Genomic DNA, 18,850 nt, shown 5'->3' on the forward strand with positions numbered 1-18,850 from the left:
GGCCTGCGGGCCGCGCAGGTAGGGCTCGAAGCCGGGCAGCGTGTCGGTGTACTTCAGGCCCTGCAGGTCGGCCGCGGTGTAGAGCGGCTTGACGGTGATGCCGTCGGGGGTGAGCCAGTTAAGCGCGTTCAGGTCGCCACCGGGTGCGGACTTGGCCGCGGCCTTCGTCCAGGCGTCGAGGGTGGAAGGTTTGAAGCTGAAGTCGTTCGCCATGTTCATGGGAAGCGATGCTCTCGCAGGCATCCCCCGCCTGCATCCCAAATGACGACACCCATTTAGCATTTGATGCCAGCGTTGAACGCGCCATGCGCATTCGGCAGGCCTGCGCGTCGCACCGCTGCACCGGTGGCCGGCATGAAATGCGAAACCGATGGCATCAAATGCGATGCACCGTCGCACCCTGTCTCGTAGCCTCGAGCAAGCCCGCCTCAACTCCAGGAACAACAAAATGACCTCTCGCGACATCTTCGTGGTCGGCACGGCCCGTACCGCCATCGGCACCTTCGGCGGTTCGCTGAAGGACGTACCCAACACCCAGCTCGCCACCACGGCCGTCAAGGCCGCCATCGAGCGCAGCGGCGTGGCGCCGGACGCCGTCGGCCATGTGGTGATGGGCAACGTCATCCCGACCGACGTCAAAGACGCCTACCTGAGCCGAGTAGCCGCCATCGATGCGGGCTGCCCGATCGAGACGCCCGCCTTCAACGTCAACCGCCTCTGCGGCTCGGGCCTGCAGGCCATCGTGTCGGCGGCACAGGCGATTGCGCTGGGCGATTGCGACATCGCCATCGGCGCCGGCTCGGAGTCGATGAGCCGCGGTCCGTACTTCGACACCTCGGCCCGCTACGGCGCGCGCATGGGCGATGCGGTGCTGGTCGACTACATGCTCGGCATCCTGCACGACCCGTGGCAGAAGATGCACATGGGCATCACGGCGGAGAACGTCGCGGCGCGTTACGGCATCACGCGCGACATGCAGGACGAGCTTGCGGTCATCAGCCAGCAGCGTGCGGCTACGGCCATTGCGGCGGGTCGCTTCAAGGAGCAGATCGTTCCTGTCGAGGTGAAGACGCGCAAGGGCGTGGTGCTGTTCGACACCGATGAACATGTACGCGCCGACACCACGGTCGAGACGCTGGCGAAGATGAAGCCGGCGTTCAAGAAGGACGGGCTGGTGACTGCCGGCAATGCCTCGGGCATCAACGACGGTGCCGCTGCGATCGTGCTGGCCGAAGGTGCGCGCGTGCAGGCGCTGGGGCTCAAGCCGCTGGCTCGCCTGGTGGGCTACGCGCATGCGGGCGTGGAGCCGGCGTACATGGGCATCGGCCCGGTGCCGGCGACGCGCAAGGTGCTGGAGCGTACGGGGCTGAAGGTCTCGGACCTGGACGTGATCGAGTCGAACGAAGCCTTTGCGGCGCAGGCCTGCGCGGTGATCAAGGAACTGGGTTTCGATCCGGCCAAGGTGAATCCGAACGGCTCGGGCATTTCGCTGGGTCACCCGGTGGGTGCGACGGGCGCGATCATCACGGTGAAGGCGATTGCAGAACTGCAGCGCACGGGCGGGCGCTACGCGCTCGTGACGATGTGCATCGGCGGCGGCCAGGGCATCGCCGCGATCTTCGAGCGCTGCGCCTGAGGAGTCGCACATGCAATCGACCCTCCCACCCCTCGAAATCGACGTCTACCTCGACCTGCTCTGCCCCTGGTGCCTGATCGGCAAGAAGTACCTGGAGCAGGCGCGCGCGATCTTCACCAGCGTCCCTGGAAACCCTCCGGTGCATGTGAACTGGCGCTCGGTGCAATTGCTTCCGGACGTGCCGCCGGAAGGCCTGGACTTCGAAGCCTTCTATCGGCAGCGACTGGGTGGTGTCATGCGCATGCATGACCGCCAGGCGCAGGTCCGGGCGGCTGCGCGGCAGGCCGGCACCGAAGTGCACTTCGATCGAATCCGCCGCCTTCCCAACACGCGGCTCGCGCACGGCATGCTGACCTATGCCAAGAGGCAATTGACGACCGAGAAGGTGGAAGCGCTGCTGGACGCGCTGCTGACGGGATATTTCCAGCAAGGCGCAGACCTCGGCGATGAAGTCACGCTGTCGACCATCGGCAGTCGTCATGGGCTCGATCCCGCCGCCTGGAAGGCCTGGATGGCGACCCACACGCCGGAGCTGGAACCGGCGACCAGCGTGCCGCTCTTCGTGTTCAACCGGGAGATATCGCTCAGCGGCGCCCAGCGGGTGGACGTGATGCTGGAGGCCATGCGCGAAGCCCTCGCTGCCGCGAGCCTCCCGGCTTGCCCCGTGTGATCAGATGGCGGGTCTGCGCGCCGATGGCCGTGACGCCGTCCTGCCGCCCTGCCCGCCCGCTCGCCTCTTGCCTGCCTCACGCTCCCGCCAAGCCGAAGGAAGCTCCTCGAACTGCGCCGCAAACCAGCGCGTGAACGAGCCCTGCGTGCTGTAGCCCAGCATCTCGGAGATCCGGCTCAGGCTGAAGCTCGGGTTCTCCATGTAGCGCGGGGCCAGCTCGCAGCGCACCGCATTGAGCAGGGCCGTGAAACTGGCCCCTGCCTCGTCGAGCTGCCGCTGCATCGAGCGCACGCTCATGCCCAGCCCTTGCGCCACGCTGTCGCTGGTGGCCCGTCCCATGGGCAGCATCAGGTAGATCGCCCTGCGCACCTCCAGCACGATGGGATGCCGGTGCGACTGGGGCAGCGATTCGATGAACTGGCGGGCGTAGCGCGCCATCGCCGGATCGGCATGGGGATTGGGCGCGGCCAGGTCCGATGCGGCGAAGACGAAGCCGTTGAACTCGCTGTCGAAATCGAGCCGGCAGGCGAACACGCGTCGATGCAGGCGCAGGTCGGGCGGCGCCGAATGAACGAAGTTCACACTGTGCGGCCGCCATTGCGGCCCCATGAGCGCACTGCACATCCGGTACAGCACGCCGAGCGCCAGTTCGGCGCCCTGCCGCGATGGTCGCGTGATCACCAGCTCCTGCCGCAGGATCACCATCTTGCCGGCGTCCTCCAGCTGCATGGCCAGGCTCTCGTTGACCAGGTGCCGGTAGTCCATGGTGGTGACCAGCGCATCGCGCAGGGTCGCCTGGTGGCTGATCAGCAGGCTGATCGCCCCGAAGCTCGACAGTTGCCGCGACTCCGCCATGCGCAGGCCGAAGGTGATGCAGCCGGAGCCGGCCGCCGCCTCCTCGAGCAAGGTGATCACGGCATCGGCCGAGATCCGCTGCTCCGGGTCCTTCAGCAGGTTCTGGTTCAGGCCCGCATGCCGCAAGGCCTCCCTGGGGTTGAAGCCGAGGCTTTCGGCGACTTCCATGAAGTTGATCAGGGCGGCGGCGCGAACCAGCGGGACCATGGTTTTGAGCAGTGCGTTCGGTGCCGGATTCTGGCATGAGAAGCGAAATGCATGTCGCGACTTGCGAAGCGCCTGATGGGGCCGATCCCTACAGTTACCCCATTCCTTCCACACACCGATCCAGAAGACATCCACCATGGCAAAAGCAGTGCGTCAGTACGAGGCCGGCGGGCCCGAAGTCCTTCGCTACGAGGACGTCGAAGTCGGCAATCCCGGCCCGGGCCAGGTCCGCCTGCGCCATGTGGCGGTGGGCCTCAACTATGCCGACACCTACTTCCGCAACGGCACCTATGCCGTGCCCATGCCGAGCGGGATGGGCGTGGAGGCGGCCGGCGTTGTCGTGGCGATCGGCGAAGGCGTGACCAACGTGGCCGTCGGCGACCGCGTCACCTACACCGGCTTCATCAACACGCTGGGCGCCTACAGCACCGAGCGCCTGATCCCCGCCGCCCCGCTGATCCGCCTGCCGGAAGGCATCTCCTACGAGACCGCCGCCGCCATGACGATGCGCGGCCTGACCAGCGCCTACCTGATGCGCCGCATCTATCCGTTCAAGCAGGGCGACACCCTGCTGCTGCATGCGGCAGCGGGCGGCGTGGGCCTGATCGTCTCGCAATGGGCGAAGCTGCTGGGCATCACCGTCATTGGCACGGTCTCCACGCCCGAGAAGGCCGAGATCGCCCTCGCGCACGGCTGCACGCACACGATCAACTACAGCCATGAAGACGTGGCCAAGCGCGTGCGCGAACTCACCGACGGCGTCGGCGTGAACGTGGTGTTCGACAGCGTCGGCAAGAACACGTACATGGGCTCGCTGGATTCGCTGAAGCGCCGCGGCCTGCTGGTCAACGTGGGCGCGGCCAGCGGCCCCATCCCCCCGCTGGAACCGCAACTGCTGGCGGTCAAGGGCTCGCTCTTCATGACGCGCCCGGCCCTGGCCGACTACATCGCGGACCCGGCCGAGAAGGCGGAACTGGCCGCGGAAGTCTTCGGCCATGTGGCCGAGGGCCGCATCAAGATCGAAATCAACCAGCACTACGCCCTGTGCGACGCCGTGCAGGCACACCGCGACCTGGAATCGCGCAAGACCACTGGCTCGTCGATCTTCGTGATCTGACGCGCCACACAACACAAGGAGACAAGACATGAACGCAACCGCCCAGGCAACCGCCCCTGCCATCATCTCGGCCGCCGCCCTCAAGACCTCCATCAAGGTCGAACAACTCACCTGCACCATCGGCGCCGAACTGTCCAACGTCGACCTCGGCGCCGCCTCGCGCGACCCCGAGACGGTCGCCGAGATCCGCGGCCTGCTGCTCAAGCACCGCGTGCTGTTCTTCCGCGACCAGGACATCACCCGCGCAGAGCACGTGGCCTTCGCCCGCCATTTCGGCGACCTGGAAGACCACCCCGTGGCCGGCAGCGACCCGGACCACCCCGGCCTGGTGCGCATCTACAAGTCGCCCGAGACGCCCAACGACCGCTACGAGAACGCCTTCCACACCGACGCCACCTGGCGCGAGAAGCCGCCCTTCGGCTGCGTGCTGCGCTGCGTGGAATGCCCGCCGGTCGGCGGCGACACCATCTGGGTCAACATGGTCGAGGCGTACAACCGCCTGCCGGAAGACGTCAAGCAGAAGATCGCCAGCCTGCGCGCCCGCCACAGCATCGAGGCCAGCTTCGGCGCCGCCATGCCCATCGAGAAGCGCCTGGCACTCCACGCCCAGTTCCCCGATGCCGAGCATCCCGTGGTCCGCACCCATCCGGAAACCCACGAGAAGGTTCTTTTCGTCAACGCCTTCACGACGCACTTCACCAACTTCCACACGCCGGAGCACGTGCGCTTCGGCCAGGACTACACCTCGGCCGGCCGCGACCTGCTGGGCTACCTGATCGAGCAGGCCGCCGTTCCCGAGTACCAGGTCCGCTTCCGCTGGAAGAAGAACAGCATGGCCATGTGGGACAACCGCAGCACCCAGCACTACGCGGTCATGGACTACCCCCCGTGCCACCGAAAGATGGAACGCGCCGGCATCGTCGGTGAAGCAACGTTCTGAACCCGGCCCACCTATCAACTATTTCCAAGAGGTCTTCAAATGAACTTTCTCGACGGCTCCCTCTATCCCGAAAACCAGCAACCCCTGATCATCACCGCCGCGCCCTACGCGCCGTCATGGGTGCCCTCCGATTTCCCCGAGGACATTCCCGTCACGATCGAGCAGCAGATCCAGAAGGCGGTCGACTGCTACAACGCCGGCGCCACCGTGCTGCACCTGCATGTGCGCGAACTCGACGGCAAGGGCAGCAAGCGCCTGTCGAAGTTCAATGAACTGATCGCTGGCGTGCGCAACGCCGTGCCGGAAATGATCATCCAGGTGGGCGGCTCCATCAGCTTCGCCCCGGAAACCGAAGGCGCCGCGGCCAAGTGGCTCTCGGACGACACGCGCCACATGCTGGCCGAGCTGGACCCCAAGCCTGACCAGGTCACCGTGACCATCAACACCTCGCAGATGAACGTGGTGGAGCACTGGGAGTACGAGGATTACAAGGGCACCTCGATGGAAGACCCGGCGGTCTTCAATGCCTACAAGGAAATGACCGTGCCGGCACAGCCGGGCTGGGCCGAGGAGCACATCCGCCGCCTCAACGACGCGGGCATCCAGAGCGCCTTCCAGTGCTACAACATCAACAGCTTCGAGTCGGTCGAGCGCCTGATGCGCCGCGGCGTCTACAAGGGCCCGTTGGTCATGAACTGGGTCGCCATCAGCGGCGGAATGGACCAGCCGAACATCTACAACCTCGCGAACTTCGTGCGTGCCACGCCGGACGGTGCGGTGCTCACCGTTGAAAGCTCGATGCGCAACGTGCTGCCGGTCAACATGATGGGCATCGCCATGGGCCTGCATGTGCGCTGCGGCATCGAGGACAACCTCTGGAACCAGGCCCGCACGCAGAAGATGAGCACGGTCGAGCAGATCGAGCAGCTGGTGCGCATCTCGCGCGAGTTCGGCCGCCCGGTGGCCACCGCGCAGCAGGCCCGCGAGATCAGCAAGATCGGCGTGTTCTACGACACCGTGGAGGAGTCGCTGCTGGCCAATGGCTTCGCGCCGAACCGCAACGGCGCCCATCAAGGCTTCCTGCGCAAGGCTGCTTGAACCAGGCACCTGCCCTACACCTACAACAACAGAGACAAACCCCATGAGCATGACACTCGACATGGGCGCCAGGCCCGGGCCGCAGGACGACTACCTGATCGGCAAGCGCCAGGCCTGGTTCGCCTTTGCCATGACCTTCGCGCTGATGCTGTTCGACTACATCGACCGGCAGGTGATCGTCTCGCTCTTCCCGCACATCAAGAGCGAGTGGAACCTCAGCGACAAGCAGCTCGGCGCGCTGGTGTCCATCATCTCCATCGTGGTGGCGGTCGGCGGCATCCCGGTGGCGCTGCTGGCCGACCGGATGAGCCGCGTGAAGAGCATCGTCGTCATGGCCAGCGTCTGGAGCATGGCGACCATCTCGTGCATGTTCACCACCAACTTCGCGCAGCTGTTCACGGCACGCGCGGTGGTCGGCGCGGGTGAGACCGGCTATGGCTCGGTGGGCGCGGCGCTGATCGCGACGCTGTTCCCGATGCGCCTTCGCAGCATGCTGCTCGGCGCATTCTTCGCGGCGGCGTCGCTGGGTTCGGTGCTGGGTGTGGTGCTGGGCGGCATCATCGCGGCCAAGTGGGGATGGAAGGCCGCCTTCGGCGTGGTCGGGGTTCCAGGCCTGGTGCTGGCGCTGCTGTACCTGCTGGTGCGCGACTACAAGACGGTGGACCTCACGCCCAAGCTGGACAAGGTCACCGCGACGATGGGCGGCACGCTCAAGCACATCTTCGTCACCCTGGCGCGCACCCGCACGCTGCTGTTCGTCTGCATCGGCGCGGCCATGCAACTGGTGGTGGTCTCGGCCGTCTGGTCCTGGCTGCCCAGCTACCTCAACCGCTACCTTGGCATGACGCCGGAAGTCGCGGCCACGCAATCGGCGCTCGTCGTGCTGGTCGGCGCCCTGGGTTGCATCGTCTGGGGTTACGTGGTCGACCGGCTGACGCTACGCCAACCGCGCAACAAGCTGCTGGCGCTCTCCGTGCTCTGCGTGGTCACGATGTGCATCTTCCTGGTGGCTTTCGCCGGTACCGCACCCGGCCCGGCACAGTTCAAGCTGGTGCTGCTCGGCGGCTTCTTCATGACCTGCACCGTGGGCGTGGTCTCCGGTGTCGTCATCGAGGTGATCCACCCGGGCGTGCGCTCCACCGGTTCGGCCGTGCTCTCGCTGTTCCAGAACCTGTTCGGCCTGGCCGTCGGCCCCTTCCTGGTCGGTGTGCTGTCGGACCAGTGGGGACTGCAACACGCCATGGCCGTGGTGCCCTGCTTCGGCCTGCTCGCGGCCTTTGCCTTCGTTCACTCGGCACGCAGCTACGACGCCGACGTCGACCGGGTTTCCAACGTGAAGCTCGCCGTCGCGAACTGAAGCCTTCCTCCATCCAGGACAACTCCGATGACCACCCTCTCCCTCACCGTGCTGCGCGCACGTGTGCATCCACTCGTGCCCGGCTTCCTGATCAGCGTCGTCGTGGCGGCCGCCGCCACCTTCCTGGCCGGCCATTACCACGCGCCAGTCATGCTGTTCGCGCTGCTGCTCGGCATGGCCGTGAACTTCCTGGCCGTGGAGGGCACCTGCAAGCCCGGCATCGAATTCACCTCGCGCGAAGTGCTGCGCGTCGGCGTTGCGCTGCTGGGCATGCGCATCACCTTCTCGCAGATCGCGGCGTTGGGATGGCATCCGGTCGTGATGGTGGTGGCCTCGGTCGTCATCACCATCGTGGTGGCAATGATCGCCGCGCGCGCCATGGGCTTCCAGACGCTGTTCGGCCTGCTCACCGGCGGCGCGACCGCGATCTGCGGTGCCTCGGCCGCGATGGCGCTGGCCGCCGCGTTGCCGGCGCATCCGGGCAAGGAACGCGCCACGCTGTTCACCGTGATCGGTGTGTCGGCCCTGTCGACGCTGGCCATGATCGTCTATCCGGTCGTCGTCAGGCTGCTGGGCTTCGATGCCACGCATGCCGGCATGTTCCTGGGCGGCACCATCCATGACGTGGCCCAGGTGGTCGGCGCGGGCTACGGCATGTCGCCGGAGACCGGCGACGCTGCCACGGTGGTCAAGCTGATGCGCGTGGCCATGCTGCTGCCGGTGATCGTCTGCGCGGTCATGCTGAGCCGCGGCCACGCTGGCGCGAAGGGCGGCAAGCGTCCGCCCATCCTCCCTTGGTTCGCGGTCGGCTTCGTCCTGCTGGCGGCGCTCAACAGCACCGGGTGGATTCCCAAGTCGGTGCAGACCTTCGCCAACGACCTTTCGAGCTGGTGCCTGGTCATTGCGATCAGCGCGCTGGGCATGAAGACCCAGCTCAAGGAACTCGCCAGCGTCGGCATCAAGCCGATCGTGCTGATGGTGGGCGAAACCGTGTTCCTCGCAGCGCTCGTCGCAGCGATGTTGCACTGGGGCATGTAAGCCCTCCCTGATTCCTGCCACGTCAAAGGCGATATCTGCCGTGACGTGGCAAACGAGCAACGAGATCACGCGGCCAGCCGCGTGATTCGTCCGAACGCCTTGCCCGTGTCCGGTGCAAAGGTATCTACTCTGCGGGGTCCGCCGCGCAGAGTCATTCAAAACAGTTCCATATTTGGAGACGGGTAAATGAAAAAAACTCTTGGTGCTCTGGCCACTTTGGCTGCGACGGGCACTGCATTCGCACAGTCCTCTGTCACGATGTTCGGCGTCGTTGACGCCGGCGTCAGCTACTACCAGACGACCAGCAAGTTCGTCGGTGTCCGCGGCGCTCCCGCGCTGAACTTCGTCGGCACCGGCGACCTGAAGCAGAGCCAGTGGGCTCTGACCAGCGGCAACTACAACAACAGTCGCCTCGGCTTCCGCGGCACGGAAGACCTGGGCGGCGGCCTGGCCGCGAGCTTCTGGCTCGAATCGCCCATGACCAACGACGACGGCGTGGTCGGCGCGTCGACCTTCGGCCGTCGCTCGACCATCAGCCTGTCGGGCGACTTCGGCGAACTGCGTCTGGGCCGCGACTACACGCCCTCGTTCTGGAACGATGGCATCTTCGATCCCTTCGGCGTCAACGGCGTGGGCACCAACCTGATCGCGACGATGAGCGCGGGGCCGCGCACGGTCACCGCCGCCGGCGTCGACCGCGGCCTGTTCTCGAACGCCAACTACATCCGTGCCAGCAACTCGGTCGGCTACATCCTGCCGCCCAACCTGGGCGGCTTCTACGGCCAGGTGATGTACGCGTTCAACGAGCAGGTCAAGTACGACCCGGGCACCACCACCCCCGCCACGCCGCTGAACAAGAGCCGCACCGGCGGATACGCCGGCGGCCGCTTCGGCTATGCCAACGGCGCCCTGGACATCGCTGCCGCCTACGGCGAAAGCGTCACGGGCGACAACTATTTCCTGGGTGAAACCACCAAGGTCAAGACGGCCAACATCGGCGCGTCCTACGACTTCGGCATCGTGAAGCTGTTCGGTGAAATCTCGCGCGTGAAGAACGTGTTCGACTACGTGAACCCGCCGCCCATCGGCACGGGTGACTTCAAGGGTGACGGCACGCTCCTCGGCGCGACCATCCCGGTCGGCCCGGCCTTGATCCGCATGGCCTGGTCGCGCGTCAAGCTGAACTACACCTCGGCCCCGACCATCGCGACGGCGTTGATCCCGCCGGATCCGAAGGCGGACAAGTTCGCCCTCGGCGGCGTGTACAACCTGTCCCGGCGCACTGCGCTGTACGCCACTGCGGCCTTGATCAAGAACAAGAACGGCGCCAACTTCAACGCCAACAGCACCTTCGTGGCCGGCACGCCGGGCTTCACGAACACCTTCCTGACCACCGGGCAGGGCTACGAGGCGAAGAACGCGATGGGCTACGACTTCGGCATCCGCCACGCCTTCTGAGCGGCGCCGGCGCAAGCCGGTGCATGTCGAGTCGCTTGCAACGCCGGTTGATCGCTGCGTGCGTTCGCCGGCGGCTTTCCACCAGGCACCCCACATCGCGTTGACCATTTCCGTGTTGCATGACGCGCAACGCTGCCTCTTCGCCTGCACAGGAGGGCAGCCATCTGGCCGCGAGAGCCAAGGAGACAAGGATGAGCAGTACCAACGATGGCCGTGTCCCTGCGGCTGCAACACCGATCAGTGGCCGCACGCGCACGATGCGTGTCGAAACGCTGACGCCCACCATCGGCGCCGAGTTGAGCGGGGTCGACCTGGCCGACGCGGTGCACGACGACGGCTTGTTTGCCGAGATCCGCTCACTGCTGCTTGCGCACAAGGTGCTCTTCCTGCGCGACCAGCATTTCACGCGGGAAGAGCATGTGGCCTTCGCTCGACGCTTCGGGCCCCTGGAAGACCATCCCGTGGTCGGCAGCGACCCCGATCACCCCGGCCTGGTTCGCATCTACAAGGGGCCTGACAGCCGACAGGAGCAGTACGAGAACGCCTGGCACTGCGACACCACCTGGCGCGAGTGCCCGCAGATGGGCGCCGTGCTGCGCTGCGTGGAAGGTCCGCAAGTTGGCGGTGACATGATGTGGGCCAACATGGGCGAGGCCTACCGCCGCCTGCCCGAGCACGTCAAGGCGCAGATCGCGCCCCTGCGCGCGCGCCACAGCATCGAGGCCAGCTTCGGCGCCGCCATGCCGATGGACAAGCGCCTGGCCTTGCATGCCCAGTTCCCCGATGCCGAGCATCCGGTGGTGCGCACGCACCCGGAGACCGGCGAGAAGGTCCTCTTCGTCAACGCGTTCACCACGCATTTCACCAACTTCCACACGCCTGACAACGTGCGCTTCGGCCTGGACCACGCACCGGGCGCCGGCCTGCTGCTGCAGTACCTGATGAGCCAGGCCAGCGTACCCGAGTACCAGGTGCGGTTCCGCTGGAAGACGAACAGCGTCGCGATCTGGGACAACCGTTGCACGCAGCACTATGCGGCACAGGACTTCTGGCCGGCGGTACGCAAGCTCGAGCGTGCAGGGATCGTTGGCGACAGGCCCAGCTGAGGAAGCCGACGCGTCCGGCCTGCGGCGAGTCGCCGTTCGTGGAAGCGCGGCAGCACCTGAGGCCAAGCGGCTTGCCCGCGGCGGGGTCAGCTCCCCTCCGCCAAGGAGGGGGGAAACGGCGCAGTCGGCACCCAGAATTCCGGCCATGCCCGCAGGCCCGCAACGCAGCGACTGCTCGGGATTCCGACCACCCATCCATCGTCCGACGAAGAGGACCCCAGTGCGCTCTCGATCTGTCCAGATTCCTCCTGCAGCCGGCAACGGCGCCAGCCGGGCCGCCTGAGCACTTCATCAAACAACATACGAGGACACCCACATGACTTACCAAGCCCCCGTCAAGGACATGCTGTTCTGCATGACCGAACTGGCCGCCATCGAGCGCATCGCCGCTCTGCCCGGCTTCGAAGATGCCGGCCTCGACACCGCCCAGGCCGTACTGGAAGAATGCGCGCGCTTCACCGAAGGCGTGGTCGCCCCGCTCAATGTCGCAGGCGACAGGCAACCCGCCTGGTGGCAGGACGGCAGCGTCACCACGACGCCGGGCTTCGCGGACGCCTATCGGCAGTTCGGCGAGGGTGGCTGGCAGGGTCTGCAGCATCCGGCAGACTTCGCCGGCCAGGGACTGCCCAAGACCATCGCGGCGGCCTGCTCCGAGATGGTCAACAGTGCTAACCTGAGCTTCGCCTTGTGCGCGATCCTGACCGACGGGGCCATCGAAGCCTTGCTGACGGCAGGCTCCCGTGAACTGAAGGACACCTACCTGCCGCGCATGATTTCGGGCGAATGGACCGGCACGATGAACCTGACCGAGCCCCAAGCCGGCAGCGACCTCGCGCTGGTGCGCACGCGCGCCGAGCCGCAGGACGATGGCTCGTACAAGGTGTACGGCACCAAGATCTTCATCACCTACGGCGAGCATGACATGGCGGCGAACATCGTCCACCTGGTGCTCGCGCGCCTGCCCGGCGCTCCCGAAGGCGTCAAGGGCATTTCGCTTTTTGTCGTCCCGAAGTTCCTCGTGAACGCAGACGGCACGCTCGGCGATCGCAATGACGTGCAGTGCGTGAGCATCGAGCACAAGCTCGGCATCAAGGCCAGTCCCACGGCCGTTCTGCAGTTCGGCGATAACGGCGGCGCCATCGGCTACCTCGTGGGCGAACAGAACCGCGGCCTGGAATACATGTTCGTGATGATGAACGCGGCGCGCTACGCGGTGGGCCTGCAGGGCATCGCCGTGGCCGAGCGCGCCAGCCAGCTCGCCGGGGCGTATGCGAAGGAGCGCGTGCAGTCGCGTCCGGTGGACGGGTCGCTCCCCGCCGCGGCGCCGATCGTCCATCACCCGGACGTCCAGCGCATGCTGCTCACCATGCGTGCGCAGACCGAAGGTTGCCGAGCGCTGGCCATCGCCGCGGCCGCCGCCTGCGACGCGGGGCATGCCCATCCCGACGCCGAGGTGCGCCGTCGCGAGCAGGCGTTCTTCGAGTTCCTCGTGCCGCTGGTCAAGGGCTATTCGACCGAGATGAGCCTGGAGGTCACGAGCCTGGGCGTGCAGGTGCATGGCGGCATGGGCTTCATCGAGGAGACCGGCGCCGCGCAACACTACCGCGACGCGCGCATCCTGACCATCTACGAGGGCACCACGGCGATCCAGGCCAACGACTTCGTGGGCAGGAAGACCGTGCGCGACGGCGGCGCCCTGGCGCGCGCTTTCGCACAGGAGATTGCGACCGTGGAGGCCTTGCTGCGCCAGCGTGGCAGCGAGGCCGCGCAGGCCATGGCACTGCGTCTGTCGGTCGCGCGCGAGGCCTTCCTCGAGGTTGTCGGCTGGATGGTCGCGAATGTCAGGTCCGACCCGAATGCCGTGTTCGCCGGTTCGGTGCCTTACCTCATGCTCGCTGGCAACCTGGCCGTCGGGTGGCAGATGGGGCGTGCACTGCTCGCGGCCGAAGACCGCCTGGCCACGGGCGACGACCCGGTCTTCATGCGCCGCAAGATCACCGTGGCGCGCTTCTATGCCGACCACATCCTGACCCGGGTGCCCGGGTTGCGCGACAGCATCGTCACGGGCTCGGAAGCGATCGTGGAGATGGCCCTCGAGGACTTCTAGCAAAGCAACCGCATCGCGAGTTTTGATCCGCGCGTAATCCCTCGCTTTCTTGACGGCTGAATGTCAGGTTGGGTTCCTACGATGAACCCAAACCTACTCCAACAGCCGGAAAGAGAGCCATGTCCACCACCACCCTTGCCCACGGCGCGCCGCCGAGCGTTTCCACATCGAAGCTGGGCGCCGTGCTGCGCGTCACCAGCGGCAACTTCCTCGAACAGTTCGACTTCTTCCTGTTCGGCTTCTACGCCACCTACATCTCCAAGGCCTTCTTCCCGGCGAGCAGCGACTTCGCCTCGCTGATGCTGACCTTCGCGGTGTTCGGCGCGGGCTTCCTGATGCGTCCGCTGGGCGCGATCATCCTGGGCGCCTACATCGACGAGGTGGGCCGCCGCAAGGGCCTGATCGTCACGCTGGGCATCATGGCCTGCGGCACGGTGCTGATTGCCTTCGTGCCGGGCTACGCCACGATCGGCCTGCTGGCGCCGGCGCTGGTGTTGCTGGGGCGCCTGCTGCAAGGCTTCTCGGCCGGGGCGGAACTCGGCGGCGTGTCGGTCTACCTGGCCGAGATGGCGACGCCGGGCCACAAGGGTTTCTACACCTCGTGGCAGTCGGCCAGCCAGCAGGTGGCGATCGTGCTGGCCGCGGCACTGGGCTTCGCGCTGAACGAATCGATGTCGCCCGAGACGCTGGCCGACTGGGGCTGGCGCATTCCCTTCTTCGTCGGCTGCATGATCATCCCGTGCATCTTCGTGCTGCGCCGCTCGCTGCAGGAGACCGAGGCCTTCCAGGCCCAGAAGCATCATCCGAGCACGCGAGAGGTGTTCCAGTCGATGGCGCAGAACTGGCGCATCGTGCTCGGCGGCATGCTGCTGGTGGCGATGACGACCACCACCTTCTACCTGATCACCGTCTACACGCCGACCTTCGGCAAGACCGTGCTGCACATCAGCGCCCGCGATGCGCTGATCGTCACCTTGCTGGTGGCGGTGTCCAACTTCATCTGGCTGCCCATCGGCGGCGCCATCTCCGACCGCATCGGCCGCAAGCCGCTGCTGCTGGGCGTGACGGTGCTGGCCATCCTGACGGCCTATCCGGCCATGCACTGGCTCGCGGATGCGCCGAGCTTCGGCCGCATGCTGGACGTGCTGCTGTGGTTCTCGTTCCTGTTCGGCATGTACAACGGCGCGATGGTGGTCGCACTGACCGAGGTGATGCCGGTACAGGTGCGCGTGGTCGGCTTCTCGCTGGCCTACAGCCTGGCCACTGCCGTGTTCGGTGGCTTCACGCCGGCCATCTCGACTTACCTGATCGACGCGTTGCAGGACAAGGCGGCGCCGGCCATCTGGCTCAGCGTAGCGGCGGCCTGCGGGCTGGCGGCGACGCTGATGCTGTACCGCAAGGGCGGGCACAGAGACGTGGCCTGAAGACGTTGCGATATCGGGTGCGTTCGCGGGCAGATCAAATACCCAGCGCGCGGCACATCGCATCCGGCGACAACTGCTGCGGCGGCTTGGGCCACGCACCGTCCAGCAGTTCCACCATCTTCGCGTTGCGCGGCGCGGTGCGGCCATGGGACTGCGCGAGGCGCACCACCTCGCCGCACAAGGCATCGACCTCGGTACGACGCCCCAGCGCCAGGTCATCCGCCATGCTGGAACGCGCCTTGGCATCGATCTTCAGCATGCGTGCCGCAACGATGCGGAACAGCCAGTTCGGCAGGCGCAGCACCGTCGGCAGGCGCCGCGCGGGCACCGCGGTCACTTGCGCCGGCTCGATACCCGCCGCCGCCAGCACACCGATCGCCTCTTCCATCAGCGCCGCGAAGCAACGGCGGTAGCCGTGCTGCAGCAACTCCTCGCGCAGCGGCAGGCCTGACAGCGCGTTGACCGGGTTGTTGAGGTTGATCAGGAGCTTGCCCCACTGGACCGCGCGCAGGTCGGCCAGCAGGTCGAGCGGCACGCCGGCCTTCTCGAAGGTGGCCAGCCAGGGTTTCAACGCATCGTGCGCGACCGACATGAGCCGGCCAGTCGTCCCGCGATGGAAAGCGCCCGGCGCGAGTTCCGCGATGTTGTACGGCACCATGGAAGGCAGCACCTTCAACCCGGGCGCCGCCTTCGACGCGACCGCCGCATTGGAGATGCCGTTCTGCAGCGAGAGCACCACCGTGCCGGCCGGCAGCGCGGCGCCGAGTTCGGCCGCAGCCTCCGCCGTCGCGCCGCTCTTCACGCACAGCAGCACGATCGAAGGTTTCGCGCCCACGGGCACGGCTTGCGCGAGTTGCATCGCACCGGCCTCGACCTTGCGCTTGTTGCCTTCCAGATCGGTCAGCGTCAGACCGTGCTGCGCCACGGCGTCCAGCACGCGCGGGCGCCCGACCAGCGTCACCGGAACACCCGCTGCGGCCAGGCAACCACCGACATAGCAGCCAATGCTGCCGGCGCCCATGACGAGCACCGAGCCCGGTGCCACGTCGGCGTTCATGGCCGCGCTCAAGCAGCGCGCTCGGCCACCCAGCCCTGCACCGACTTCAGCGCCGCGGCAAGGCCGCTCGCATCGGTGCCGCCGGCCATCGCCATGTCTGGCTTGCCGCCGCCCTTGCCGCCGACTTGCTGGGCGACGAAGTTGACCAGTTCGCCCGCCTTGACCTTGCCCATGGTGTCGGCCGTGACGCCGGCCGCCAGTTGCACCTTGGCGCCATCGACAGCAGCCAGCACGATCGCGGCGGTCTTGAGCTTGTCCTTGAGCTTGTCCATGGTGTCGCGCAGCGTCTTGGCATCGGCGCCGTCGAGCTTGGCGGCGAGCACCTTGATGCCGTTGACGTCGACGGCCTGCATCACCAGTTCATCGCCCTTCGACGAAGCCAGCTTGCCCTTGAGCGATCCGACTTCGCGCTCCAGCGCGCGCACCTGGTCGAGCACCTGCGCCAGGCGGCCTTGCAGGTCGGCGGTCGGCGTCTTGAGGGTCTGAGCCACGGTGTGGACGGTCGACTCCAGCTCCTGCAGATAGGCCAGCGCGTTCGCGCCAGTGATCGCCTCGACGCGGCGGATGCCGGCCGCGACGCCGCCTTCGCTGATGATCTTGAACAGGCCGATGTCACCGGTGCGCGTCACGTGCGTGCCGCCGCAGAGTTCGCGGCTCGTGCCGATGTCCAGCACGCGCACGGTCTCGCCGTACTTCTCGCCGAACAGCATCATCGCGCCGGTCTTCTGGGCCGACTCGATGTCCATCACGCGCGCCTGCGTGGCGACGTTGGCCAGGATCTCCTCGTTCACACGCTTCTCGATCTCCAGGATCTGCGCGGGCGTCACAGGCGCGCCATGCGTGAAGTCGAAGCGCGTCTTGTCGGCATCGACCAGCGAGCCCTTCTGCATCACATGCTCGCCGAGCACTTCGCGCAGCGCCTTGTGCATCAGGTGGGTGACGCTGTGGTTGCGCATGGTCGCGGCACGGCGCGCGCCATCGACTGCTGCCTTGACCGTGTCGCCGACCTTCAACGTGCCCTGCGTCTGCGTGCCGTGGTGGCCGAACACGTCGGCCTTGATCTTCTGCGTGTCGTCGACGCCGAACTGCACGCCCTCGGCGCTCAGCACGCCCTGGTCGCCGACCTGCCCGCCGCTTTCGGAATAGAAGGGCGTGTTGTCGAGCACGACGATGCCGGGCTGGCCTTCCTTCAGTTCGTCGACGGCAGCGCCTTCGAAGTACAGCGCGACGACCTTGGCGCTTTCTTCCAGGTGCTCGTAGCCGGTGAAGGTGTTGCCCGCGCCGGCGTACTCGACGTTGCGGTCCATCTTGAACTTGCCGGCCGCACGGCCCGCAGCCTTCTGCTTTTCCATCGCGGCGTTGAAGCCGGCTTCATCGACGGCCACGTCGCGCTCGCGGCACACGTCGGCCGACAGGTCGAGCGGGAAGCCGAAGGTGTCATGCAGCTTGAACGCCACCTCGCCCGGCAGCACCTTCGCGCCGCCAGCCAGCGCCGCATCGAGGATTTCCATGCCGTTGGCCAGCGTCTCGAAGAAGCGTTCTTCCTCGGCCTTCAGCGTGTCGGTGATGCGCTTCTCGTCCGCCACCAGCTTCGGATAGGCCTCGCCCATCAGTGCGACCAGGTCCGGCACCAGCTTGTGAAAGAAGGGCTTCTTCTGCCCCAGCTTGTAGCCATGGCGAATCGCGCGGCGGATGATCCGGCGCTGGACATAGCCGCGGCCTTCGTTCGAGGGGATCACGCCGTCGGCCACCAGGAAAGCGGTCGCACGGATGTGGTCGGCGATCACGCGCAGGCTCTTGTTGTCGAGGTCCGTCGTGTGGGTCTCGCGCGCCGCGGCCTTCACCAGCTTGTCGAACAGGTCGATCTCGTAGTTGCTGTGCACGTGCTGCAGGATCGCAGCCAGGCGCTCCAGCCCCATGCCGGTATCGACGCAGGGTGCGGGCAGCTTCTTCACGCTGCCGTCGGGCTGCATGTCGAACTGCATGAACACGTGGTTCCAGATCTCGATGAAGCGGTCGCCATCTTCGTCCGGGCTGCCCGGGGGGCCGCCAGGGATGTGCGGGCCGTGGTCGTAGAAGATCTCGGAGCACGGGCCGCAGGGGCCGGTGTCGGCCATCATCCAGAAGTTGTCGGAGGCGTACTTGGCGCCCTTGTTGTCACCGATGCGGATCACGCGCTCGGGCGGCATGCCGATGTCCTTGGTCCAGATGTCGTAGGCCTCGTCGTCCTCGTGGTACACGGTGGCCAGCAGCCGCTCGGCCGGCAGCTTGTAGACCTGCGTCAGCAGTTCCCAGCCCCACATCAGCGACTCGCGCTTGAAGTAGTCGCCGAAGCTCCAGTTGCCCAGCATCTCGAAGAAGGTGTGATGCCGCGCCGTGTAGCCCACGTTCTCCAGGTCGTTGTGCTTGCCGCCGGCACGCAGGCAGGCCTGCACCGAGGCCGCGCGCACATAGGGGCGCTTGTCCTCGCCGAGGAACACGTCCTTGAACTGGACCATGCCCGAGTTGGTGAACATCAGCGTCGGGTCGTTGCCCGGCACCAGCGGGCTGGAGGCCACGACCGTGTGGCCCTTCGAGGCGAAGAAGTCGAGGAATGACTTGCGGATGTCTGCGACAGAAAAAGTGGTCTGGGTCATCGGGACTTGCTTCCGACGTCAAGCGCAGGAATGGCGCCTAACTGGTTGATTTTTTTGAACATTCGATTATAGGTTTTGCCCCTCCGGCAGACCGTCCGCAGCCAGCTACAGGGGCATTGCCGCCCGAGCCCGGCCCGAAAGTAC

15 protein-coding genes are annotated in these 18,850 nt (G+C 66.4%); 11 read left to right on the plus strand and 4 right to left on the minus strand.

Annotated elements, in window-relative coordinates; all coding sequences use genetic code 11:
- Positions 1 to 219: methylmalonyl-CoA mutase family protein (locus tag WKW79_RS35050; RefSeq protein WP_340339850.1), on the minus strand; the 219-nt coding region annotated here is incomplete at its 3' end.
- A gap of 229 nt (positions 220 to 448) precedes the next feature.
- Between WKW79_RS35050 and WKW79_RS35055 the strand changes: the two genes are divergently transcribed.
- On the plus strand, positions 449 to 1,636 hold the full coding sequence (locus WKW79_RS35055) for an acetyl-CoA C-acyltransferase family protein (protein ID WP_340339851.1): 1,188 nt from the start codon (positions 449 to 451) through the stop codon (positions 1,634 to 1,636).
- A 10-nt stretch (positions 1,637 to 1,646) separates the two neighbouring features.
- Positions 1,647 to 2,306, plus strand: a complete 660-nt coding sequence (locus WKW79_RS35060) for a DsbA family oxidoreductase (protein WP_340339852.1) — start codon at positions 1,647 to 1,649, stop codon at positions 2,304 to 2,306.
- Here the strand turns inward: WKW79_RS35060 and WKW79_RS35065 are convergent, their stop codons facing one another.
- Positions 2,307 to 3,506, minus strand: a complete 1,200-nt coding sequence (locus WKW79_RS35065; RefSeq protein ID WP_340339853.1) for an AraC family transcriptional regulator — start codon at positions 3,504 to 3,506, stop codon at positions 2,307 to 2,309.
- Here WKW79_RS35065 and WKW79_RS35070 point away from each other — a divergent pair.
- The 9 genes from WKW79_RS35070 (at position 3,505) to tcuC (ending at position 15,013) form a co-directional block, all read left to right on the plus strand.
- Positions 3,505 to 4,485 (plus strand): quinone oxidoreductase family protein, encoded by a 981-nt coding sequence (locus tag WKW79_RS35070; protein WP_340339854.1) that lies wholly within the window; start codon positions 3,505 to 3,507, stop codon positions 4,483 to 4,485. The two genes, WKW79_RS35065 and WKW79_RS35070, sit on opposite strands and share 2 nt — an antisense overlap.
- 91 nt (positions 4,486 to 4,576) lie before the next feature.
- On the plus strand, positions 4,577 to 5,425 hold the full coding sequence (locus WKW79_RS35075) for a TauD/TfdA dioxygenase family protein (protein WP_340339873.1): 849 nt from the start codon (positions 4,577 to 4,579) through the stop codon (positions 5,423 to 5,425).
- Between the two features lie 39 nt (positions 5,426 to 5,464).
- Complete coding sequence (locus WKW79_RS35080; protein WP_340339855.1) at positions 5,465 to 6,523, plus strand: beta-keto acid cleavage family enzyme; 1,059 nt, start codon at positions 5,465 to 5,467, stop codon at positions 6,521 to 6,523.
- A 49-nt stretch (positions 6,524 to 6,572) separates the two neighbouring features.
- A complete protein-coding gene (locus WKW79_RS35085) occupies positions 6,573 to 7,880 on the plus strand; it encodes an MFS transporter (RefSeq protein WP_340339874.1) in 1,308 nt (435 codons plus the stop codon).
- A 27-nt stretch (positions 7,881 to 7,907) separates the two neighbouring features.
- Positions 7,908 to 8,918, plus strand: coding sequence for a YeiH family protein (locus WKW79_RS35090; RefSeq protein ID WP_340339856.1), 1,011 nt, complete (start codon positions 7,908 to 7,910; stop codon positions 8,916 to 8,918).
- Between the two features lie 186 nt (positions 8,919 to 9,104).
- Positions 9,105 to 10,376, plus strand: coding sequence for a porin (locus WKW79_RS35095; protein ID WP_340339857.1), 1,272 nt, complete (start codon positions 9,105 to 9,107; stop codon positions 10,374 to 10,376).
- A 257-nt stretch (positions 10,377 to 10,633) separates the two neighbouring features.
- Positions 10,634 to 11,482, plus strand: a complete 849-nt coding sequence (locus WKW79_RS35100; protein WP_340339875.1) for a TauD/TfdA dioxygenase family protein — start codon at positions 10,634 to 10,636, stop codon at positions 11,480 to 11,482.
- 316 nt (positions 11,483 to 11,798) lie between these two features.
- Positions 11,799 to 13,589 (plus strand): acyl-CoA dehydrogenase, encoded by a 1,791-nt coding sequence (locus WKW79_RS35105; protein WP_340339858.1) that lies wholly within the window; start codon positions 11,799 to 11,801, stop codon positions 13,587 to 13,589.
- Positions 13,590 to 13,708: 119 nt separating this feature from the next.
- Complete coding sequence (gene tcuC / locus WKW79_RS35110) at positions 13,709 to 15,013, plus strand: MFS transporter (protein WP_340339859.1); 1,305 nt, start codon at positions 13,709 to 13,711, stop codon at positions 15,011 to 15,013.
- Between the two features lie 34 nt (positions 15,014 to 15,047).
- Here the strand turns inward: tcuC and WKW79_RS35115 are convergent, their stop codons facing one another.
- Positions 15,048 to 16,070 carry a 2-dehydropantoate 2-reductase gene (locus WKW79_RS35115; protein ID WP_340339860.1) on the minus strand — a complete coding sequence of 341 codons (1,023 nt, stop codon included), beginning with the start codon at positions 16,068 to 16,070 and terminating at the stop codon, positions 15,048 to 15,050.
- 8 nt (positions 16,071 to 16,078) lie between these two features.
- On the minus strand, positions 16,079 to 18,706 hold the full coding sequence (gene alaS, locus WKW79_RS35120; protein ID WP_340339861.1) for an alanine--tRNA ligase: 2,628 nt from the start codon (positions 18,704 to 18,706) through the stop codon (positions 16,079 to 16,081).
- Between the last annotated feature and the right edge of the window lie 144 nt (positions 18,707 to 18,850).

The organism is Variovorax robiniae, assembly GCF_037889955.1.
In the GTDB taxonomy this organism is placed as follows: Bacteria; Pseudomonadota; Gammaproteobacteria; order Burkholderiales; family Burkholderiaceae_C; genus Variovorax; species Variovorax robiniae.